At 63.5% G+C, this 16,468-nt stretch carries 16 protein-coding genes; 4 read left to right on the top strand and 12 right to left on the bottom strand.

What is annotated here, in order from left to right; translation table 11 throughout:
• Positions 1 to 49 precede the first annotated feature (49 nt).
• From MJ606_RS07070 to MJ606_RS07085, 4 genes are all read left to right on the top strand, one after another.
• Entirely contained in the window at positions 50 to 757 is a 708-nt protein-coding gene (locus MJ606_RS07070) for a TetR/AcrR family transcriptional regulator (protein WP_243048765.1), read from the top strand.
• On the top strand, positions 754 to 1,989 hold the full coding sequence (locus tag MJ606_RS07075) for a family 1 glycosylhydrolase (RefSeq protein ID WP_243048766.1): 1,236 nt from the start codon (positions 754 to 756) through the stop codon (positions 1,987 to 1,989). The genes MJ606_RS07070 and MJ606_RS07075 overlap by 4 nt, the downstream gene beginning before the upstream one ends.
• 122 nt (positions 1,990 to 2,111) lie before the next feature.
• Positions 2,112 to 2,951 carry a GDSL-type esterase/lipase family protein gene (locus MJ606_RS07080; RefSeq protein ID WP_243048770.1) on the top strand — a complete coding sequence of 280 codons (840 nt, stop codon included), beginning with the start codon at positions 2,112 to 2,114 and terminating at the stop codon, positions 2,949 to 2,951.
• A gap of 38 nt (positions 2,952 to 2,989) precedes the next feature.
• On the top strand, positions 2,990 to 4,483 hold the full coding sequence (locus MJ606_RS07085) for an MFS transporter (protein ID WP_243048773.1): 1,494 nt from the start codon (positions 2,990 to 2,992) through the stop codon (positions 4,481 to 4,483).
• A gap of 94 nt (positions 4,484 to 4,577) precedes the next feature.
• On the opposite strand, the gene MJ606_RS07090 is transcribed toward MJ606_RS07085, so the two are convergent.
• The 12 genes from MJ606_RS07090 to MJ606_RS07145 all read right to left on the bottom strand — a co-directional run bounded on the left by MJ606_RS07090 (position 4,578) and on the right by MJ606_RS07145 (position 16,442).
• Positions 4,578 to 4,865 carry an alpha/beta hydrolase gene (locus MJ606_RS07090; RefSeq protein ID WP_243048774.1) on the bottom strand — a complete coding sequence of 96 codons (288 nt, stop codon included), beginning with the start codon at positions 4,863 to 4,865 and terminating at the stop codon, positions 4,578 to 4,580.
• Positions 4,866 to 4,987: 122 nt separating this feature from the next.
• Positions 4,988 to 5,842, bottom strand: a complete 855-nt coding sequence (locus MJ606_RS07095) for an alpha/beta hydrolase (RefSeq protein ID WP_243048781.1) — start codon at positions 5,840 to 5,842, stop codon at positions 4,988 to 4,990.
• Between the two features lie 91 nt (positions 5,843 to 5,933).
• Complete coding sequence (locus tag MJ606_RS07100; RefSeq protein WP_243048783.1) at positions 5,934 to 6,323, bottom strand: tautomerase family protein; 390 nt, start codon at positions 6,321 to 6,323, stop codon at positions 5,934 to 5,936.
• Positions 6,324 to 6,493: 170 nt separating this feature from the next.
• Positions 6,494 to 7,129, bottom strand: coding sequence for a response regulator transcription factor (locus tag MJ606_RS07105; RefSeq protein ID WP_279236716.1), 636 nt, complete (start codon positions 7,127 to 7,129; stop codon positions 6,494 to 6,496).
• Positions 7,130 to 7,308: 179 nt separating this feature from the next.
• A complete protein-coding gene (locus MJ606_RS07110) occupies positions 7,309 to 7,491 on the bottom strand; it encodes a hypothetical protein (protein ID WP_243048784.1) in 183 nt (60 codons plus the stop codon).
• Between the two features lie 367 nt (positions 7,492 to 7,858).
• Entirely contained in the window at positions 7,859 to 9,079 is a 1,221-nt protein-coding gene (locus MJ606_RS07115; RefSeq protein ID WP_243048786.1) for an MFS transporter, read from the bottom strand.
• A gap of 39 nt (positions 9,080 to 9,118) precedes the next feature.
• Positions 9,119 to 9,613 carry a DUF3237 domain-containing protein gene (locus MJ606_RS07120; RefSeq protein ID WP_243048788.1) on the bottom strand — a complete coding sequence of 165 codons (495 nt, stop codon included), beginning with the start codon at positions 9,611 to 9,613 and terminating at the stop codon, positions 9,119 to 9,121.
• A gap of 68 nt (positions 9,614 to 9,681) precedes the next feature.
• The gene (locus MJ606_RS07125; RefSeq protein ID WP_243048789.1) at positions 9,682 to 11,685 is read right to left on the bottom strand and encodes a M13 family metallopeptidase; all 2,004 of its coding nucleotides are present in this window, start codon (positions 11,683 to 11,685) and stop codon (positions 9,682 to 9,684) included.
• Between the two features lie 108 nt (positions 11,686 to 11,793).
• The gene (gene egtB / locus MJ606_RS07130; protein ID WP_243048790.1) at positions 11,794 to 14,037 is read right to left on the bottom strand and encodes an ergothioneine biosynthesis protein EgtB; all 2,244 of its coding nucleotides are present in this window, start codon (positions 14,035 to 14,037) and stop codon (positions 11,794 to 11,796) included.
• A gap of 20 nt (positions 14,038 to 14,057) precedes the next feature.
• A complete protein-coding gene (locus tag MJ606_RS07135; protein WP_243048792.1) occupies positions 14,058 to 15,182 on the bottom strand; it encodes an alkene reductase in 1,125 nt (374 codons plus the stop codon).
• Positions 15,183 to 15,258: 76 nt separating this feature from the next.
• Positions 15,259 to 16,005: an SDR family oxidoreductase gene (locus MJ606_RS07140; protein WP_243048793.1), complete on the bottom strand. Its 747-nt coding sequence runs from the start codon at positions 16,003 to 16,005 to the stop codon at positions 15,259 to 15,261.
• 38 nt (positions 16,006 to 16,043) lie between these two features.
• A complete protein-coding gene (locus tag MJ606_RS07145) occupies positions 16,044 to 16,442 on the bottom strand; it encodes a DUF427 domain-containing protein (protein WP_243048795.1) in 399 nt (132 codons plus the stop codon).
• Between the last annotated feature and the right edge of the window lie 26 nt (positions 16,443 to 16,468).

The following is a 16,468-nucleotide window of genomic DNA, read 5'->3' on the forward strand; positions in this document are numbered from 1 at the left end:
GCCAATCGGGAAGACGCGCCTCCCTATCACAGGACATGGACACCCGACATTGACTACTAAACGCCAGCCACCCAAAGCATCGAACCGCCCAAGCAAGAGCAAGGCGCCGCAGGTCAAGCCGCTGGCCGCTCGTCGCTCTCATGCGCAGCGCAGCGCCGAAACCCAGGCCAAGCTCATTGAGGCAGCCATTGCGTGCCTGCATCGCGCTGGATACGCCGCGACCACGGTGACCATGGTCGCGGATGAGGCCGGAGTAAGTCGTGGCGCGATGTCGCACCAGTACCCGACCAAAACGGACTTGATGCTTGCGGTCGTCCAGGCGGTGTACGAGCAGGATGCCGAGCACTACAACCGGACCATGGCCGCGGCGCCTCCCGCGCAGTGGCTGGCCGACCTGCCGTCCACCATGTGGGACGTCATCAGCCAGCCCTCCGGCACCGCGGTGATGGAAATCATGCTCGCGTCGCGCTCCGATCCGGAGCTCGCCGACAAGCTGCGGACCATGCAAACCGCCATCGACACGCGCGCGCACCAATGGATCGTCGATCGCATCGCCAGCGCGGGCCTGCGCGATCGCCCCGATGGCGAAGCCATCCATCGCCTGTTCGTCTCGGCCATGCGCGGGCTGTCGCTGGAGGGCCTGTTTCGTCGCGATCCGGCCGGCGTCCAAAAATCGGTGGCCGTGCTTGGGGAAATCCTGCACCTGCTGTACCCCGCCTTGAAGACAAAACTTCCGAAGTCACGCAAAAAACCATGATCAACATCACGACGCGACGCGCCGTCCCGGAGGGATTCCTCTGGGGCGTGGCAATCTCTGCGCACCAAAGCGAGGGAGGCAATCAGAACTCGGACGTATGGCTGGCGGAGAACGTGACGCCTACGCTATTTCGCCAGCCATCCGGCCTTGCCTGCGACAGCTACCATCGCTACGCCGAAGACATCGCCATCGCGGCCGGCGCAGGATTCAACTGCTATCGATTCGGCATCGAATGGTCACGCATCGAACCGCAGCCGGGCACGTTTTCCGAAACGGAGCTGGACCGCTATTCGCGCATGGTGGACCTTTGCCTGGAGCGTGGCCTGGCCCCCATGGTGACCTATAGCCATTTCACGGTACCGAGATGGTTCGCCGAGCGCGGGGGGTTCGAGAAGGCGGATGGCGCCGACTTGTTTGCGCGCTTTGCCGAAAAGGTCACCCGGCGCCTGGGCGATCGCCTGGCCGCGGCAACAACCTTCAACGAGGCCAACATTCAACGCCTGTTGTCGCTCATTCGCTCGCCCAGGGACCAGTTGATGAGTCGCCGCATGATGGCCGAATGCGCCAGGCAGACCGGGGCAAAGAACTTCTCGTCCTTGCTGTTCACCGATTACCGCAAGACGGAACCCGTGTTGCTCGATGCGCACCGCAAGGCCATGGCGGCCATGAAGGCCGGGCCCGGGAAGTTTCCGGTCGGCCTTACCCTTACCATGCAGGACATCCAGGGCGTTGGCTGGGTCAACGCCGCCAGGCTAGTCATGGCCAAGCTCTATGGCCCATGGCTTGACGAGGCGGCCAAAGCGGACTTCATCGGCGTGCAGACTTATACCCGCGCAAGAATCGGCTTGCGCGGACCGCTCCCCCCGCCCAAGTACGCGGACATGACCGATGCAGGCTACGAGTTCTACCCGCAAGCACTAGGTGGAACCATTCGCCTCGCCGCCGCTCGTACCGGGCGCCCGGTCTATGTCACCGAGAGCGGTATCGCCACCGGAAATGACCAGCTTCGCATCGCGTACATCAATGCCGCGCTCCGTGAAGTCCGCAGCTGCCTCGACGAAGGCATCGATGTGCGCAGCTACATTCACTGGTCGCTGCTGGATAACTTCGAATGGACGGCCGGCTATACGCAACGCTTCGGCCTGGTCGAGGTGGATTTTGAATCATTCGAGCGCACGCCCAAGCCAAGCATATTCCACCTTGGCTCGATGGCGCGCGAAGGCCGCCTATGAACCGGGCAGGATTCCCTGCCCTCGCCACCTGTGGGTGCCTGCCAGCAATGACCAGGAAGGACGGGCATTCGCCTGGAACCCAGCGGGCCACTGCGTTTTGATCTTTACGAGGAACCAGCACAATGTCACAGAAAACGATTCCCCAGGGCATGGTGGACGAACTCGAACCCACTCCGCGCACGAATACGCCTTTCGAACGGGCCGTCCTCGACTACATTCTCAAGACCGGACCTCGCGACATGGAAATGTACGCGCGAATCACCGATCCGCAGACCCGAACGGCCTACGAGGCGGCTGAGCTCCAACGCCGCGCAACGGACTGGCCGCACCTTGGCATGTATCGCGGTGAAAATGCTTCGCTGCATGTCCGTCCGGACGTCGTCTTCATCGGATGCTCCATCACCGAAATTTGGCAGCACGGCGATGCGTCGCTCTTTTCCAATGGAATCGTAGGGCGCGGGATCAGTGGGCAAACATCGCAGCAGTTGCTCCTCCGCTTCTATCCCGATGTCGTCGCACTGCGCCCCAAGGTAGTTCATATCCTTTGCGGTAGTAACGATATCGCAGGGAACACGGGGCCTTGCACGCCTCAGGACTACAAGAACAACATCATGGCGATGATGGACCTGGCCTTTGCCAACGGCATGGCCGTCGTGATCGGAAGCATCCCCCCGTCCAATCAATTCAATCACCGTCCCGAGATGCACCCGGCGGCAAGAATTGCCGAACTCAACACATGGCTGCGGGAAATCGCCGGCAAGCGGGGAGCGACATACGTCGATTACTTTTCGGCCCTGACGGACATCGACGGGTCGTTGCCACCGAAGTATTCCAACGACGGACTTCACCCCAATGCCGCCGGCTACGAGGTCATGCGCCCGCTCGCCCTGGCAGCCATTCGGTCCAGCCTGGCCGCGGCCCGAAGGCTGCAGCCGGTGGACCATGCGTCCCCACGCCAGTAGTCGCCTTCACGCCATCGTCAACCCCGCAACGAGCCAACATGACCGACGCATATCCGGAGCCGCTGGCGCTTGATCCAGAATATTCACGGCTCAGCCCCATTCGGCCGCTTTCGAAGATCGCCTATAGCGCAGGGGCGTGGGTGGACGGCATCGCCAGCAACGCCGTCCACACGTTCGGGTTGTTTTATATAACAACGGTCCTGGGCGTGCCCGGTGCGCTTGCCGGTTTTGCGCTATCGGCGGGGCTTTTTATCGATGCCGTCTTTGACCCGCTGATCGGATCGATATCCGACTCATGGACGTCAGGCCTGGGGCGGCGGCTTCCCTTCATGCTGCTCGGCTTGCCGCTTGCCGTCATCGCCTTCCAACTGTTCTTTTCCGCATCGGCCGCTCCAACCGGCAGGCAAGCGTTTTGGAACATCCTTGCGCTTTCCATCATGCTGCGAAGCTCCGTGTCGCTGTTCAACCTGCCGTTCCTCGCCTTCGGCGCCGAACTCACCGACGATTACTCGGAACGATCAAGCATAGCCGCCTGGCGCTGGGGCGCAGGCATGTTCGGCGGGATCATCGTCGTTGCCGTGGGCTTCGGCGTCTTCTTCAAGGATACCGACAGCCTTCTGCACGCTTCCGCCTATGCCCATTTCGCCACCTGCTGTGGCGCCATAGCAACCGTGGGCGCCCTGGCCTCGCTCTGGGCCACCTTTCGCCTGCGTCATCGTGCGCACGCCACTTCCGTGCCATCACGGGGCATATTACGAACCCTGCTCAAAGGCACGGCTGAGATCATCAGGAACCGGTCATTTCGGGTGCTGTTCTTATCGACCATGCTTTTCTTCGTGGCGGAAGGCGCCACGCTTTCCCTGGGCCTGCATGTCAATACGTACTTCTGGAAACTGTCGGCCCGGGATATCAAGTTTGTCACGGGAGCATTTTTTCTCGGCCTTGTCATCGGTGCGCCGATCATCGGCACGATCGCGCGGAGGCTGGAGAAAAAGAGCCTCGTGCTGGCCAGCATAGGCATACTCACCCTGGCGCAGGCGGCGCCTGGCGGCCTTCGGCTCGCAGGCCTGTTCCCGCTGCAAGGCCAGGTGCTGGCCGCCACGCTGGTCTGCGACAATTTCCTGATCGGGCTTGCGCTTTCCACTGCCGCCATTGCCGCGAATTCGATGCTCGCCGATGCCGCTGACGAGCACGAATATCTATTCGGGGAACGCCGGGAGGGTTTGTACTTCGCCGGCTGGGCATTCGCCGTCAAGTCCGCCAGTGGCGGCGGCGCTCTCCTGGCGGGGCTTGCACTCGCGCTGAGCGGGTTCGCTGTCAAGGATCCGCTGGCTCGGGACGTGACGCCGCTCGCGGTCACCCCGCACACGGCCAACATATTGGCTTTTTTCCACGGCCCCGCGGCCGCGCTCCTGTCGGCGGCGGGCTTGCTCGTGCTGGCTCCGTACAAACTCGACCGTGCAAGACATGCCCTCATCCTGGCAACTTTGCGTGCTCGACGCGTCGGTGTGGCCGAGATGAGAGCTAACTAACTAATAGTCAGTGGCGCTGGCGAGGCAGGCCGCCCATTGAATGGAATGCGACAACTGCAAGGCTGGATTCTCCAGGCCTTGCACTGGCCACGGATTATGACGTCGCCCCGTGCGATGACCCGCCCGATTCCAGGAACTGCGAAACATCCCGTACGAATTCCCGCGGATACTGAAACAGCGACCCGTGGCCCGCGTCGGGATAGAGAATGAGTTTGGCGTCTGGCAGATTCTGCTGGAGCAGGAACGAATTGATCGGGTAGATGATCACGTCCTTGCCCCTGTTGACGACCAGCGTGGGTTGCTTTATCGCACCCAGATAGGCGTAAGGATCTTTCCTTGGCGCACCGGAAGCCGACAGCGCGGCGATTTGCGCAGGGCCCACCTTGGCGCTGACCTTTGGGTCACGGTTGACCTGGCGTTGCCTATAGCGCGCCAGAAAGGCTCGGCCAGCTGCCTGGCTCGATGGCGATGGCGTGCCAAGATGGCGGGCGCCAGTTTCTGCGCCTAGTTGGCCTCGGCAATAAAGTCACTGACGTGTTTCACGAAGCGGTCCGGATACTGGTACTGCGAGCCGTGGTTGGCGTCCGGATAGAGGATCAGCTGCGCGTTGGGAATGTGCTGCTGCAGGAGGTAGGAGTTGATGGTGTAGATGATCACGTCCGTTCCGCCGTTGATCACCAGGGTGGGCTGGTGCAGCTGCTTGAGGTAGTCATAAGGGTTCTCGCGCGGCGCGCCCCACTTGCCCAGCGCTTCGATCTGCGCCGGCGCCACCTTCTCGTTCACCTCCGGATCGCGGTCCTGCGTGCGCAGGCGGAAGCGCTGGAGGAAGGCGCGGCCGGCCGCCTGGCTGGCCGCGGAGTCGGTGAAGAACACCTTCAGCCACAGGTGATCGGGTTCGTCGTAGGTGGCGCCGAAGATCCGCTGCGCTTCGGGCGTGAGCGAGGCCATGCCCTCGCCGCTGCGCGGCCCGGTGCCGACCAGGACGAGCTTGCGCACCAGCCGCGGTTCGTCGATGGCCAACGTCTGCGCCACCAGGCCGCCGAGCGAGAAACCCAGCACATCGACCTGGGTCAAGCCCAGCGCCTTGATGAAGGCCGCCGCATTCGCCGCCATGCCCTCGATGGTGGTGGGCACCTCGCCGGAGGAACTGGCGATGCCGGCGTTGTTGAACAGGATCACCTCGCGGTCCTTGGCCAGGCCATCGGTGATGAGCGGATCCCAGTGATCCATGGTGCCGGTGAAGTGCATGTTGAGCACCAGCGGTACGCCGCCAGCCTTGCCGAAGCGGCGATAGGCGAAGCGGATGCCGTTGGCCTGGACGTACTGGGTCGGCGCGGTTTGATGGGTATGAAGCGTCATCGAGATGTCCTTGGTTTTCTTGCATGGCCAGGCGCCACGCACGCCAACGATGAAAACAGAGTGCTGGCCGGCTTGGCGAGCTTGGCGGCGGCTACAACTCACCAGTCAGGAACTGGGCCTTTCCCAAACCAAAACTCCAGTCGGCATCGGAGTTCGTGCTGATGCTGACCATGACGTCGGATGGTTCGATGCCGCACTTGCTGCCGAGGTGTTCGCATACCTGGCGATAGAACGCCAACTTCGCTTCCACCGGCCGCGGACGACTGACCACGCTTATCACGACCAGCTTGTCGGTGCGTCGAAGGCCAAGGCCGGTATCCTCAATGAACATCGTGTGAGGATCGTGCTCATGGACGATTTGATAGCGGTCCCGCTCGGGAACATGAAAGGCCGCCAGCATGCCGGCATGCACGGCATCGCACAGCGCCTTGATCTCGCCAGCCGTGCGGCCTTTACGTATATCGATTCGTATCAACGGCATGATGTGGAACCTCCATCGCGTCTGTCGATGAAGACAGTATCGAGCATGCCGGATGATAGAAATTCGCGCCGCCGAAGCCTTGAACTTTCTTGCAGGTTTTGGCCAATTTATGCAGCGCCTGGGCTGGTCCGCACCTTCCATGATGCGGCAACAGGTGCGCCATGCCCTCGCTAGGGGTCGATAAATCCTCGGCGCACGGCGATGATCACCGCATGGGTTCGATCCGATGCCCCCAGCTTGAACAGAATGTTCTTCATGTGGGATTTGACCGTATCCTCGGTCACGAACAGCGAGTCGGCGATGGCCCGGTTGCTAAGGCCGGATTTGACCAGCCTCAATACGCTCAACTCGCGCACGGTGAGTCCGGCGGTTCCCCGATGGGCCGACAGGTCGTGACTGATCTCTGCGGCCATCACCTGTCGCCCCTCAGCGGTGGCCCGCACCGCCTCGACAATCTCTTCGCGACTGGCCGATTTCAGTAAATAGGAGGTAGCGCCAAGGGTCAGGGCCTGGGTCACCCGCGCATCGCCGGGATAGATCGTAAACACCACGATGCCTGCACCGGGCGACAGCTTTTGTATCGCGGTAATGGCCTGCAAGCCGTCGACATGGGGCATCTGCAGGTCCATCAGCGTCACGTCGGGCTGCAAGGATTCGAACAGGGTTATCGCCTGGGCGCCATCGACGGCCTCGCCCACGACCTCCATGCCCTCCTCCAACTGAATGGCGGCGCGTAAGCCGTCCCTCATCATGGGATGGTCATCGGCGATAAGGACGCGGATCGGCTTCTTCTGTTCGGTCCCCAAGGTGAACTACTCTGGCTGCTGGGCGTGGCGAACGCGCCCGCCTAGGGTGACGGGCGGTGACGATGAGGTCTGGTCATCGTATACGCATCAGCACGCCAGGCAATAACCCTTCCGGGTGGTATTCGCGCGAAGGCATGGCAGATACGCCTTGAGGCGGCGGGAAGGCATGCGGGACGCGGCTAGCGTCCATGGCTACGCCGCTCACCGTGGATGATCCCCAGCAGAAAATGCACCACCAGATCGTCCAGGCCAAGGATGAGCATTTCCTTGGCGGTTCGATTGTCCAGGGTCACAATCGGCTCGCGGCTAAACCAGTGCTCCAGCACCCCATGGTCGGGCTCGATGCGGGAGGCGACAAGCATGATGAGGGATTTGCGCAATTCATAGCTGTTGGCGACCCTGCCTCCGGTTTTCGCGAGGAGTGGTCGCCGACTGGGCGCTACGCCCATGGACACTATATTGCTCGGCATGATCACCTCTATTGCTTTGCGCCGGCTTCGCGGCCCATGGCTTACCTTTCAAAGGCTCGCCGCTGGATGATCGGCAACGCGCCTCGCCGGCGATAGAACGACTGCGCTCTCTTTTCACAAAATTGTCAGCGCGCCCAAGAGCGTGAACAGGCTTTTACGGGTGATCCTTGAGTGATGCAGCCTCAGCACGGCAGATATCCCGGTTAGCCGCTTCGCGGGCAACAGGGAACAGCCTGGTCGGCCCAGGTGAAAACATCGCCTAGGGCGAGTTAGGAACGATGACGCCACCGCGCCGCTTCTCGGTCGCGAAATACCCAAGCGCCAGCAATGGAAGCAATGCTCCCAGCGCGGAAACGCCGGCCCAGCCGAGCCGCGCGAACGCCCAGCCGCTCAACGCCGAGCTGATCGCGCCGCCAGCAAAGAACGTCGCCATGAAGAGCCCGTTGATGCGGCTACGTTGCTCGGCGCCCAGCGAATAGATGGCACGCTGGCTGAAGACCAGGTTGGCGGACACGGCGAAATCGAGCAGAACCGCCGCCGCGACAATCATGCCAAGCGCAAAGCGCGAGTTATGCGGCACGGCGTTGGTAAGCAAAAACGCCAGCGACGCCAGCAGCATGGCGCCCGCGGTACCCTGCCGGCTGAAACCACGATCCGCCAGGCGTCCGGCAAACGGTGGCGCAATCGCGCCGGCCACGCCAGCCAGTGCCACGAAGGCAATACCTTGCTGGCTCATGCCGAACGGCTCGCCACTGAGCCATAGCGGCACGGCGGTCCAGAACACACTAAAGCTGCCGAACATGGCGGCCTGGTAGAAACCGCGCCGACGCAGCAATGCCGTGTCCAGGAAAATGCGCCCGAGCGAACCGAGCAGGCTGCCGTAAGTCAGTGGCTGCGTGGGCGTGCGCCGCGGCAGCGCAAAGGCAAGCACCACGATGACCGCGGCCATCAGGGCCGCCGACAAGCGGAATACTTCGCGCCACGACCAGGCATTGGCGATGATGCTCGACACCGGTCGCGCCAGCATGATGCCCAACATCACGCCGCTGACCACTCGCCCGACCGCGCGGCCACGCACTTCTTCCGCGACGAAATACGTGATGTACGGCACCAGCACCTGCACCACGGAGGCGACCAGGCCAATCAGGAAAGCGATCACCAAATACGCGCCGGCCAGGGTGGTGAGGCTCAACGCGAGCGTGCACAGCAATTCGATCGTGGCGAGCGCCAGCACCAAGCGCTTGTTCTCGAACAGGTCACCCAGGGGCACGATCATCAACAGGCCGACGCCGTAGCCGGTCAACGGCAAGGTGACCAGCAGGCCACTGGCGGAACGTGGCATGCCGAACGCCGCGCTTATCAAGCCGGTAAGCGGCTGGGCATAGTACAGGTTGGCCACGATCATGCCGCAGGCCGCCGCCAGGAGGAATTGCAAGGCGGCGAGCGACACGACATGGCGGGGGCTGGACAAGGATGACATGGAAACTCCGTTATACCTCGACAAGGCAGCGTGGCAACGTCAGAGCACTTCGAACACGCTGTACACCGGGCCGTAGGCAAAGCGATGGCCCACGCCGATGGCCAGCACGTCGTTCAACCATGCATAGCGACCGGCGGGTGCTTCGAAGATCGGATTGATGCGAAAGTAGTAGTCGGCCGGATCCACCTCTTCGCCCTGCTCCAGCCGACGGATGACGTCGGGTTCGCCATGGCGAAGACCGCGGTAAGACATGAAAACCGGCGTGCCGTCGTCGGTTTGCAGCGTGAGGCGCACATCCAGCGCGACGCTGCCGTCGTTGCGCACCGCCTGCCAGTCGCTGCCACCGTCAAGCACCTTGCCCGACAGCCGCTCGCCGGCAAATTCGCCCGACGGCACGATGCCAAGGCGGCGGAACAGGCCGGGCGTCGCGCCGAGCGTCACGATCGGCTTGACGTCCAGGTGCATGACAAACAACGGGCGGGTATGCACGCTCTTGAGCGCGGCAGGCAGTGTCTCGAAACGGGGAGTAGTCATCGTATTCACCTGTCAGTGGACGTCGATGGAAGATCAAGGCGCGCCGCCAGACACAAAGTCCCCTGCCCTTACCAGATGGTCACGCGCTGCGGCGGCGACAGGTACAACTTTTCCCCTGGCGCGACGTTGAAGGCGCGATACCACGCATCGAGGTTCCGTACGGTGTCCACCCGCAGGGCGCTGAGGGAATGTTCATTGCTTAGCACTTGTCGGCGCATGACCTCGCGCGACATTTGCGCATAGCCCAGGAAGAACCGCTGTTCGCCGCTCAGGCCATCGATCACCGTCGCCGCCCGGCCGCCCAGCGATTGCCGGTAGGCATCGTGGCTGATCACCACCCCGCCGAGGTCCGCGATGTTTTCCGATAGCGTGAGCTTGCCGTTGGCGTGCAGGCCCGGCAGTGGTTCGTAGCTGTCGTATTGCTTGACCAGCTTGTCGGCCTGCGCGTCGTAGCGGGCGGAATCGTCCTTGGTCCACCAGTCGCTGACCCGGCCCTGCGCATCGTAATGGCGGCCGTTGTTGTCGAACTGATGGGTAAACTCGTGCGCCATCAACACGCCGATGGCGCCATAGTTGACGGCCGCGTCCGCCTGCGGGTCGAACAGCGGCGGCTGCAACAAGGCGGCGGGAAATGCCACGATACGCGTGACAGGGTTGGACCAGCCCACCGTCACCGTGGGCGACAGCAACCATTCGCCACGGTCCACCGGTTTGCCGAGCTTGGCCAGGCTGCGCTCGTAGTCGAGCTGTTCGGCGCGGTCGATATTGCCGATCAGGTCGTCCCGCGCGACCACCAGGTCGCCATCGTCCTGCCAATGATCCGGATAACCGACCAGTGGCTTGATCGAGGCAAGCTTCTGCAGCGCCTGCGCCTTGGTGGCCTGCGCCATCCAGCTGTTTTGCGTGATGCGCACGCGATAGGCCGCCAGGATGGACTGGGCCAGGCGTTCGGCCGCCGTCTTGGAGGCCGGTGGGAAGTAACGCTCCACATAAGCCTTGCCCAGCGCGTCTTTCATGCGCCAGGCAGTCAGCGATACGCCACGCCGCCAGCGCGGTGAAGGCTGACTGGTGCCCTGCAGCGCCCGGCCGTAGAAGGCAAACTGGGCGTCGTCAAAAGGCGCCGAGAGATAGCGCGCGTAATGATCCAGCGTCCGCAGCAACAACCAGTCCTTGTGTACCGATAGCGTCGCTTGCGACCAACGCTTGACGATGGCGGCAATCGGCGCCGGATGGCGCACCACCAGCGTCCCCGCCGCGTCCAACTTCAGCGCTTGCAGGTAACCGGGCCAATCGATGCCTGGCGCCTGCCGGGCCAGCGCGGTGGCCGTCATGGGGTGGTAGGTAGTGGTGGCATCGAAGGCGGCGCCGCGATCCAGCTCCACCGCGGCAAAATCCGCATCCAGGGCCAGCACGGCCTGTGCACGCGCGCGGGTATTGCCCTGGCCGGCCAGTCCCAGCAAGCGTTCCAGGTAATCTCGGTAGCCAACCCGTACGGCGGCCAGGTGCGCGTCGCCGGAAAGATAGTAATTCGGGCTTGGCAGGCTCAGCGGGGCCTGCCGAAGCATGACCGTATAGGCCGTCGGGTTGCCGTCGTCGACGCTTACGTCCACATCGACCAGGCCATCGATGCCGCGCTGCTGCAGGCCAGCCATCACGCGCATCAAAGCCTGATCGTCCGGTGCGTGCATGATGGCATCCAGCGCCGGCATGATCGGGGTCGCGCCCTTGGCATCGATGGTGCTTTTGTCCATGAAGCTCGCGTAGAACATGCCAAGCCTGGACGCGGGGTCGCGCATCTGCTGTTCCAGGATGTCGCGCTGGCGCTGCAAGACCAGCGTGCTCAACTGCGAGAACACGCCCACGTCGATGTCGTCCGGCGGTATGCGGGCCTGGTCCAGCCAAGCGCCATTGGCATACCGGTAGAAATCGTCGCCGGGGCGCACGTGCGCATCCATGCCGGAACGGTCAATGCCTGAACCTTGCGTGGCCATGGCAGCCGTCGCTGCGGCGGTGGCGCAGACCAGCAGCGCGAGCACGCCAGTCACCGCCTTGGTGTAAACAGTACGTTTCATAGATTGAAGATGCATGTCGGGGAGCAAGCAGCGCCGCGGCTGTGGTGTCAGTCGCCGGTGCCAGGTTGGTGGGGCTCGCAGCATGGCGGCCGCCGCGTGCCGGCTGTATTACTCGAAAGAGGGATTCTCCGCGTCGGTGGTCATGGCCGGCTCCAGTTCGAATACCGCAAACGATGGCGCCGGGCTCACCCATGTGCGCCGCACCAGCCAGCCGGCCATGCCGGCCAGGCGGCTGAACGCGCTTTCGGTGAACTTGTGCGAGTTTTCGGTATGGATGGATTCGCCCGCCTCAAACGATATCCAGCGGCCGGCCACCGAAACGGTCTGGTCGATGCGGCTGACCAGGTGCATCTCGATGCGCTGGCGGGCCGCGTTCCAGCGCACGTTATGGAAAAACGTGTCCAGGTCGAAATTTCCATGCAATTCGCGGTTGATGCGCGCAAGCAGGTTCTTGTTGAAGCGCGCGGTGACGCCGCCGGCATCGTCGTAGGCATCGATAAGCGTACGCTCGTCCTTCACCATGTCCACGCCAACGATCAGGCGGGCGCGATGGCCGAGCCGATCGAGCAGCAAACGCAGGAAGCCAATGGCTTCATCGTGGGTGAAGTTGCCGATGGTGGAACCGGGGAAGAAGCCCACCAGCGGCCGCTCGAGCAAGGCCGGCGGCAGATCGAAGGGCTGGGTGAAATCGGCGGTGATGGGCAACACCGGCAGCGCGGGATAATCGCGCGCCAATCGGTCCACGGCCTGGTCCAGCGCGCTCTGGCTAATATCCACCGGCACATAGGCCCCCAGCTGCGGCGCGGCATCGAGCAGCAGGCGCGTCTTGGTGCTCGCTCCGCTGCCCAGCTCCAGCAAGACGGCTTGCCCGGGAATATCCGCCGCGATGTCCTTGGCAATATCGGCCAACAAGGCGGTTTCCGTGCGCGTTGGATAATACTCCGGGGTCTGGCAGATGGCTTCGAATATCGCCGAGCCTGCCGCGTCGTAGAAATACTTGGGCGACAGGAATTTGGGTTGCGCACTCAAGCCGGCAATGACATCGCGGGCGAAGTCCGAAGGCGCATCGCGCGTCTCGTGCGGCGCCGTGGCGGCGACATCACGCGCCAGCCGCACGCCGGCAAACATCCAGCGTTGCTCGGGCCGGTAGAAGTTGCGGTAGCTGGGCCGTGTATGTCCGGGAGGCGTCACCTGGGCGCCACCGCGCAACACCATTTGACCGGCCATGAACTTGCCGTTGTATTCACCCAGGGCACCGCGCGCGGGCTGGTAACCGGGATACGGCATGTAGCTGCTCTGCGTCCACTGCCAGGCGCTGTCGAACAGCTGCGCCATGCCGCCCTGGCGCGCGGCATGCTCCCATTCCGCCTCGGTGGGCAGTCGCGCATGGGCCCACTGCGCATACGCCTGGGCTTCGTAATAGCTCACGTGCTGCACCGGCGCGCGGCGATCGACCTGCCGCATGCCATACAGGGTCATGTACTCCCAGCCGTCGTGCGTGCGCTGCCAGTACAGCGGTGCTTCCCAGCCATGGGATTGCAACTGGTCCCAGCCGTCGGACAACCACAGCTCCGGGCGCTGGTAGCCGAGATCGGCCATGAAGGCCAGCCAGTCGCCATTGGTGACCAGGGTCTCGGCAATCTGGAAGGGCTCCAGCCAGACCGGGTGGGACGGCCCTTCATTGTCGAAGGCAAAGCCGTCGCCGTCATGCCCTATGCGTACCAACCCGCCCTCGTAGGACTTGAAACGATGCGCCAATGACCGCGCCGGCCACGGCGACGCATCGAGGTAGGCCGGCCGCAGCGGCGACTGCGCGAAGAGATGGAGCACGTCCATCTGGATCAGCTCCTGATGCTGCTCTTCGTGCGCCAAGCCCAGTACGATCAGGTCGTGCCAACGCAGGGCGGCATCGGCAATCATCAGCGCGCGCATGTGCTGGTCCACGTGCTTGCGGTAGGCCAGCACTTCGTCGATGCCAGGGCGCGTCAGCAGGCCGCGCTGCGGGCGCGGGTGCCGGGCGCCCACAGCGTTGTAGTAGGAGTTGAACAGGAAGCCGAAGTCCGCATGGAATGGCACATAGTCGGCCCTGGCCTGCCTGAGCACGAAGGTTTCGAAAAACCACGTCGTGTGCGCGAGATGCCATTTCACCGGACTGGCGTCGGGCATGGACTGCACGGTCATGTCCTCGGCGCTTAGCGTGGCGATCAACGCCTGCGTGCGCGTGCGCACCGAACGGTATGCCTCCAGCAGGCGGCGACGCGCGTCGTCGCCCGGCAGGTCGCTGGCGTCGCTGGCTGGCGAGGCCACTCCATGCGGACGCGCAATACTCAGGCTTTGGCTGGACGTGGACATGGCGTTATTCCCTGGGTAAATCAGGCCACTTCCGTGGCGGACTGTTCGTCGTAGGCGGGGTAGTCGATGTAGTAGCGCTCGTCCCCGCCCCAGAAGGCCTCGCGGTGATAAGGCGTCAGCGGCAGGTTGCGGCGAAAGCGCTCGGGCAAATCGGGGTTGGACGCAAACCAGCGGCCGAACGCCACCAGGTCCGCATCGCCACGCTGCAGGATGGCTTCGGCGTCGTCGCGCCTGAACCCACCGGCGGCGATGATCGGCCCCTTGAATACCTTGCGCAGGAACGACGACGCGACCGGCGGCTGTCCTTCCACCAGCGTCTCGGTGCCCTTCACGCGCGGCTCGATCACATGCAGGTAGGCCAGGCCATAGGCATTGAGGCGATCGGCAAAGTAACCGAACGTGGCCTCCGGGTTGCTGTCGGAAATGGCGCCCCACTGCCCGCTGGGCGACACGCGCACGCCCACGCGATCGGCACCCCATACGTCGGCAAAGGCCTCGACCACTTCCAGCGAGAAACGGGCACGGTTTTCCAGTGAGCCGCCGTAGGCGTCGGTGCGCTTGTTGGTGCCGTCCTGCAGGAAGGTGTCAGCCAGATAGCCGTTGGCGTTGTGCAATTCCACGCCGTCGAAGCCAGCCTGCTTCGCGCGCTCGGCGGCCTGCTTGAACGAGCGCACGATGGCGGGAATCTCGCCGATCTCCAGCGCGCGATGCATGGAATTGGGCACCCAGCCGTCCTGCGTGAACACCTGGGTTTCAAATGGCACCACCGACGGCGCGATGGGCGGATGGCCCCACGAAAGGTCCACGTGTGACTGGCGACCGTCATGCGCAATCTGCATGAAGATGCGCGCCCCTTTGGCATGCACGGCATCGGTGACCTTGCGCCACGCCTCGACGTGGGCATCCGTATAGATGCCGGGCGCGCCGATGTAGCCGCGGCTGTCGTAGGACGGATGGGCGCTTTCGGTCATCAGCAAGCCGCCCTGCGACGCGCGCTGGCGGTAGTACTCCACCATCATCGCGCTGGGGCTGTCATCCGGCTCCGAGCGCAGGCGCGTCATCGGCGCCAGCACCACGCGATGGTCCAGGTCGTAACGGCCCAGGCGAAAAGGCGAAAAGAGTTTCATGGCTTGGGAGGAAGACATGGTTCTAATCCTTGAAAAGTACGAGTCATGGCCCGAGCGGCGCGCCCGCCTGCTGGCGAAGGCGCGCAGCGATCGGTTACACCCTGGAACCGCCATCCACCCGCAGGGTGTCGCCGGTGATCCAGCGGGCATCGTCGGAAGCCAGGAAGGTGACGGCGCCGGCAATGTCGTCGGGCTGGGCGATGCGCTTGATCGACTGCATGGCCAGGGTGACGTTGCGGCCCTCGTCGGTCTTGGTGAAGTTGGACATGTCGGTTTCCACCACGCCCGGCGCCACGGCGTTGACGCGGATACCGCGCGAGCCCAGGGCGGCGGCGAAGTGCTTCACCAAGGTGTCGATGGCACCCTTGGTGGAGGCGTAGGCGGAAAGATTGCCCACCGCCGTGCGCGCAGCCAGCGAGGAGGTGAAGATGATGCTGCTTCCCTCGCACATGGCACCCAGCAACTGCTGCACCAGGAAGAACGGCGCGCGCACATTCACCGCAAACTGCTCATCAAAATCGGCAACGGTGGTGTCTTCGATGGTGGCGGCCCGGGAAATGCCGGCGTTGGCGACCAGGATGTCCAGTCGATCGCCGATGATGGCGCGAACCTTGCGCGCCAGTTCATGCGGCCCGTTCGACGCGCCAAGGTCGGCGCCGACTTTTTCCGCGCGGCCGCCGGCCTTGCGGATTTCCTCCACCACGGCATCCGCCTCCTGCTGCGAATTGCCGTAATGGACCAGTACCTGCGCACCGGCCTTGGCCAGCGCCAGGGCGGCAGCGCGGCCGATGCCGCGGGATGCGCCGGTGACCAGCGCGGTTTTACCAGTAAGGTGGCTCATGATCGTGCTCCAAATCGTAAAGAGGGAGAGATAGGGGTTCAGGCGTCGAGCTGCTCGATGGCATCCACGCGATCCGGATAGAAGGCCAGGTGCGCCTTGATGGCGGCGACGGCTTCATACGGGTTCTCGTAGGTCCACACGGCATTGACCGTGCGTTCGCCGCCGACGGGAATGCTGTAGTACGCGCACTCGCCCTTGTACGGGCAGTAGGTAGCGTGATCGGTACGCTGCAGCAGCGACACGTCCACGTCTTCGCGGGGGATGTACTGCACGGCGGGATAGCTGGCTTCTTGCAGGGTCAGCGCGCGGCGCGTGTCGGCCACGATGCGTCCGGCCACCTTCACCACCACGCGACGCGGATTGGGCGTGATCGTGATGGGGTGATCGGGACCCGGCTGCTTGACGGTGCGGGTGGATGACGTTTGGGTGGAAGTCATGACGGTATCTCCTTTCGCAAGTGTGG

The organism is Dyella sp. RRB7, assembly GCF_022761115.1.
GTDB lineage: Bacteria > Pseudomonadota > Gammaproteobacteria > Xanthomonadales > Rhodanobacteraceae > Dyella.

Bases quoted from the DNA above. Each gene is read 5' to 3' on its own strand.
- MJ606_RS07075 (WP_243048766.1), top strand. From the start codon at position 754: ATGATCAACATCACGACGCGACGCGCCGTCCCGGAGGGATTCCTCTGG.
- MJ606_RS07080 (WP_243048770.1), top strand. From the start codon at position 2,112: ATGTCACAGAAAACGATTCCCCAGGGCATGGTGGACGAACTCGAACCC.
- MJ606_RS07085 (WP_243048773.1), top strand. From the start codon at position 2,990: ATGACCGACGCATATCCGGAGCCGCTGGCGCTTGATCCAGAATATTCA.
- MJ606_RS07095 (WP_243048781.1), bottom strand. From the start codon at position 5,842: ATGACGCTTCATACCCATCAAACCGCGCCGACCCAGTACGTCCAGGCC.
- MJ606_RS07100 (WP_243048783.1), bottom strand. From the start codon at position 6,323: ATGCCGTTGATACGAATCGATATACGTAAAGGCCGCACGGCTGGCGAG.
- MJ606_RS07110 (WP_243048784.1), bottom strand. From the start codon at position 7,491: ATGCTTGTCGCCTCCCGCATCGAGCCCGACCATGGGGTGCTGGAGCAC.
- MJ606_RS07115 (WP_243048786.1), bottom strand. From the start codon at position 9,079: ATGTCATCCTTGTCCAGCCCCCGCCATGTCGTGTCGCTCGCCGCCTTG.
- MJ606_RS07120 (WP_243048788.1), bottom strand. From the start codon at position 9,613: ATGACTACTCCCCGTTTCGAGACACTGCCTGCCGCGCTCAAGAGCGTG.
- MJ606_RS07125 (WP_243048789.1), bottom strand. From the start codon at position 11,685: ATGAAACGTACTGTTTACACCAAGGCGGTGACTGGCGTGCTCGCGCTG.
- egtB (WP_243048790.1), bottom strand. From the start codon at position 14,037: ATGTCCACGTCCAGCCAAAGCCTGAGTATTGCGCGTCCGCATGGAGTG.
- MJ606_RS07135 (WP_243048792.1), bottom strand. From the start codon at position 15,182: ATGTCTTCCTCCCAAGCCATGAAACTCTTTTCGCCTTTTCGCCTGGGC.
- MJ606_RS07140 (WP_243048793.1), bottom strand. From the start codon at position 16,005: ATGAGCCACCTTACTGGTAAAACCGCGCTGGTCACCGGCGCATCCCGC.
- MJ606_RS07145 (WP_243048795.1), bottom strand. From the start codon at position 16,442: ATGACTTCCACCCAAACGTCATCCACCCGCACCGTCAAGCAGCCGGGT.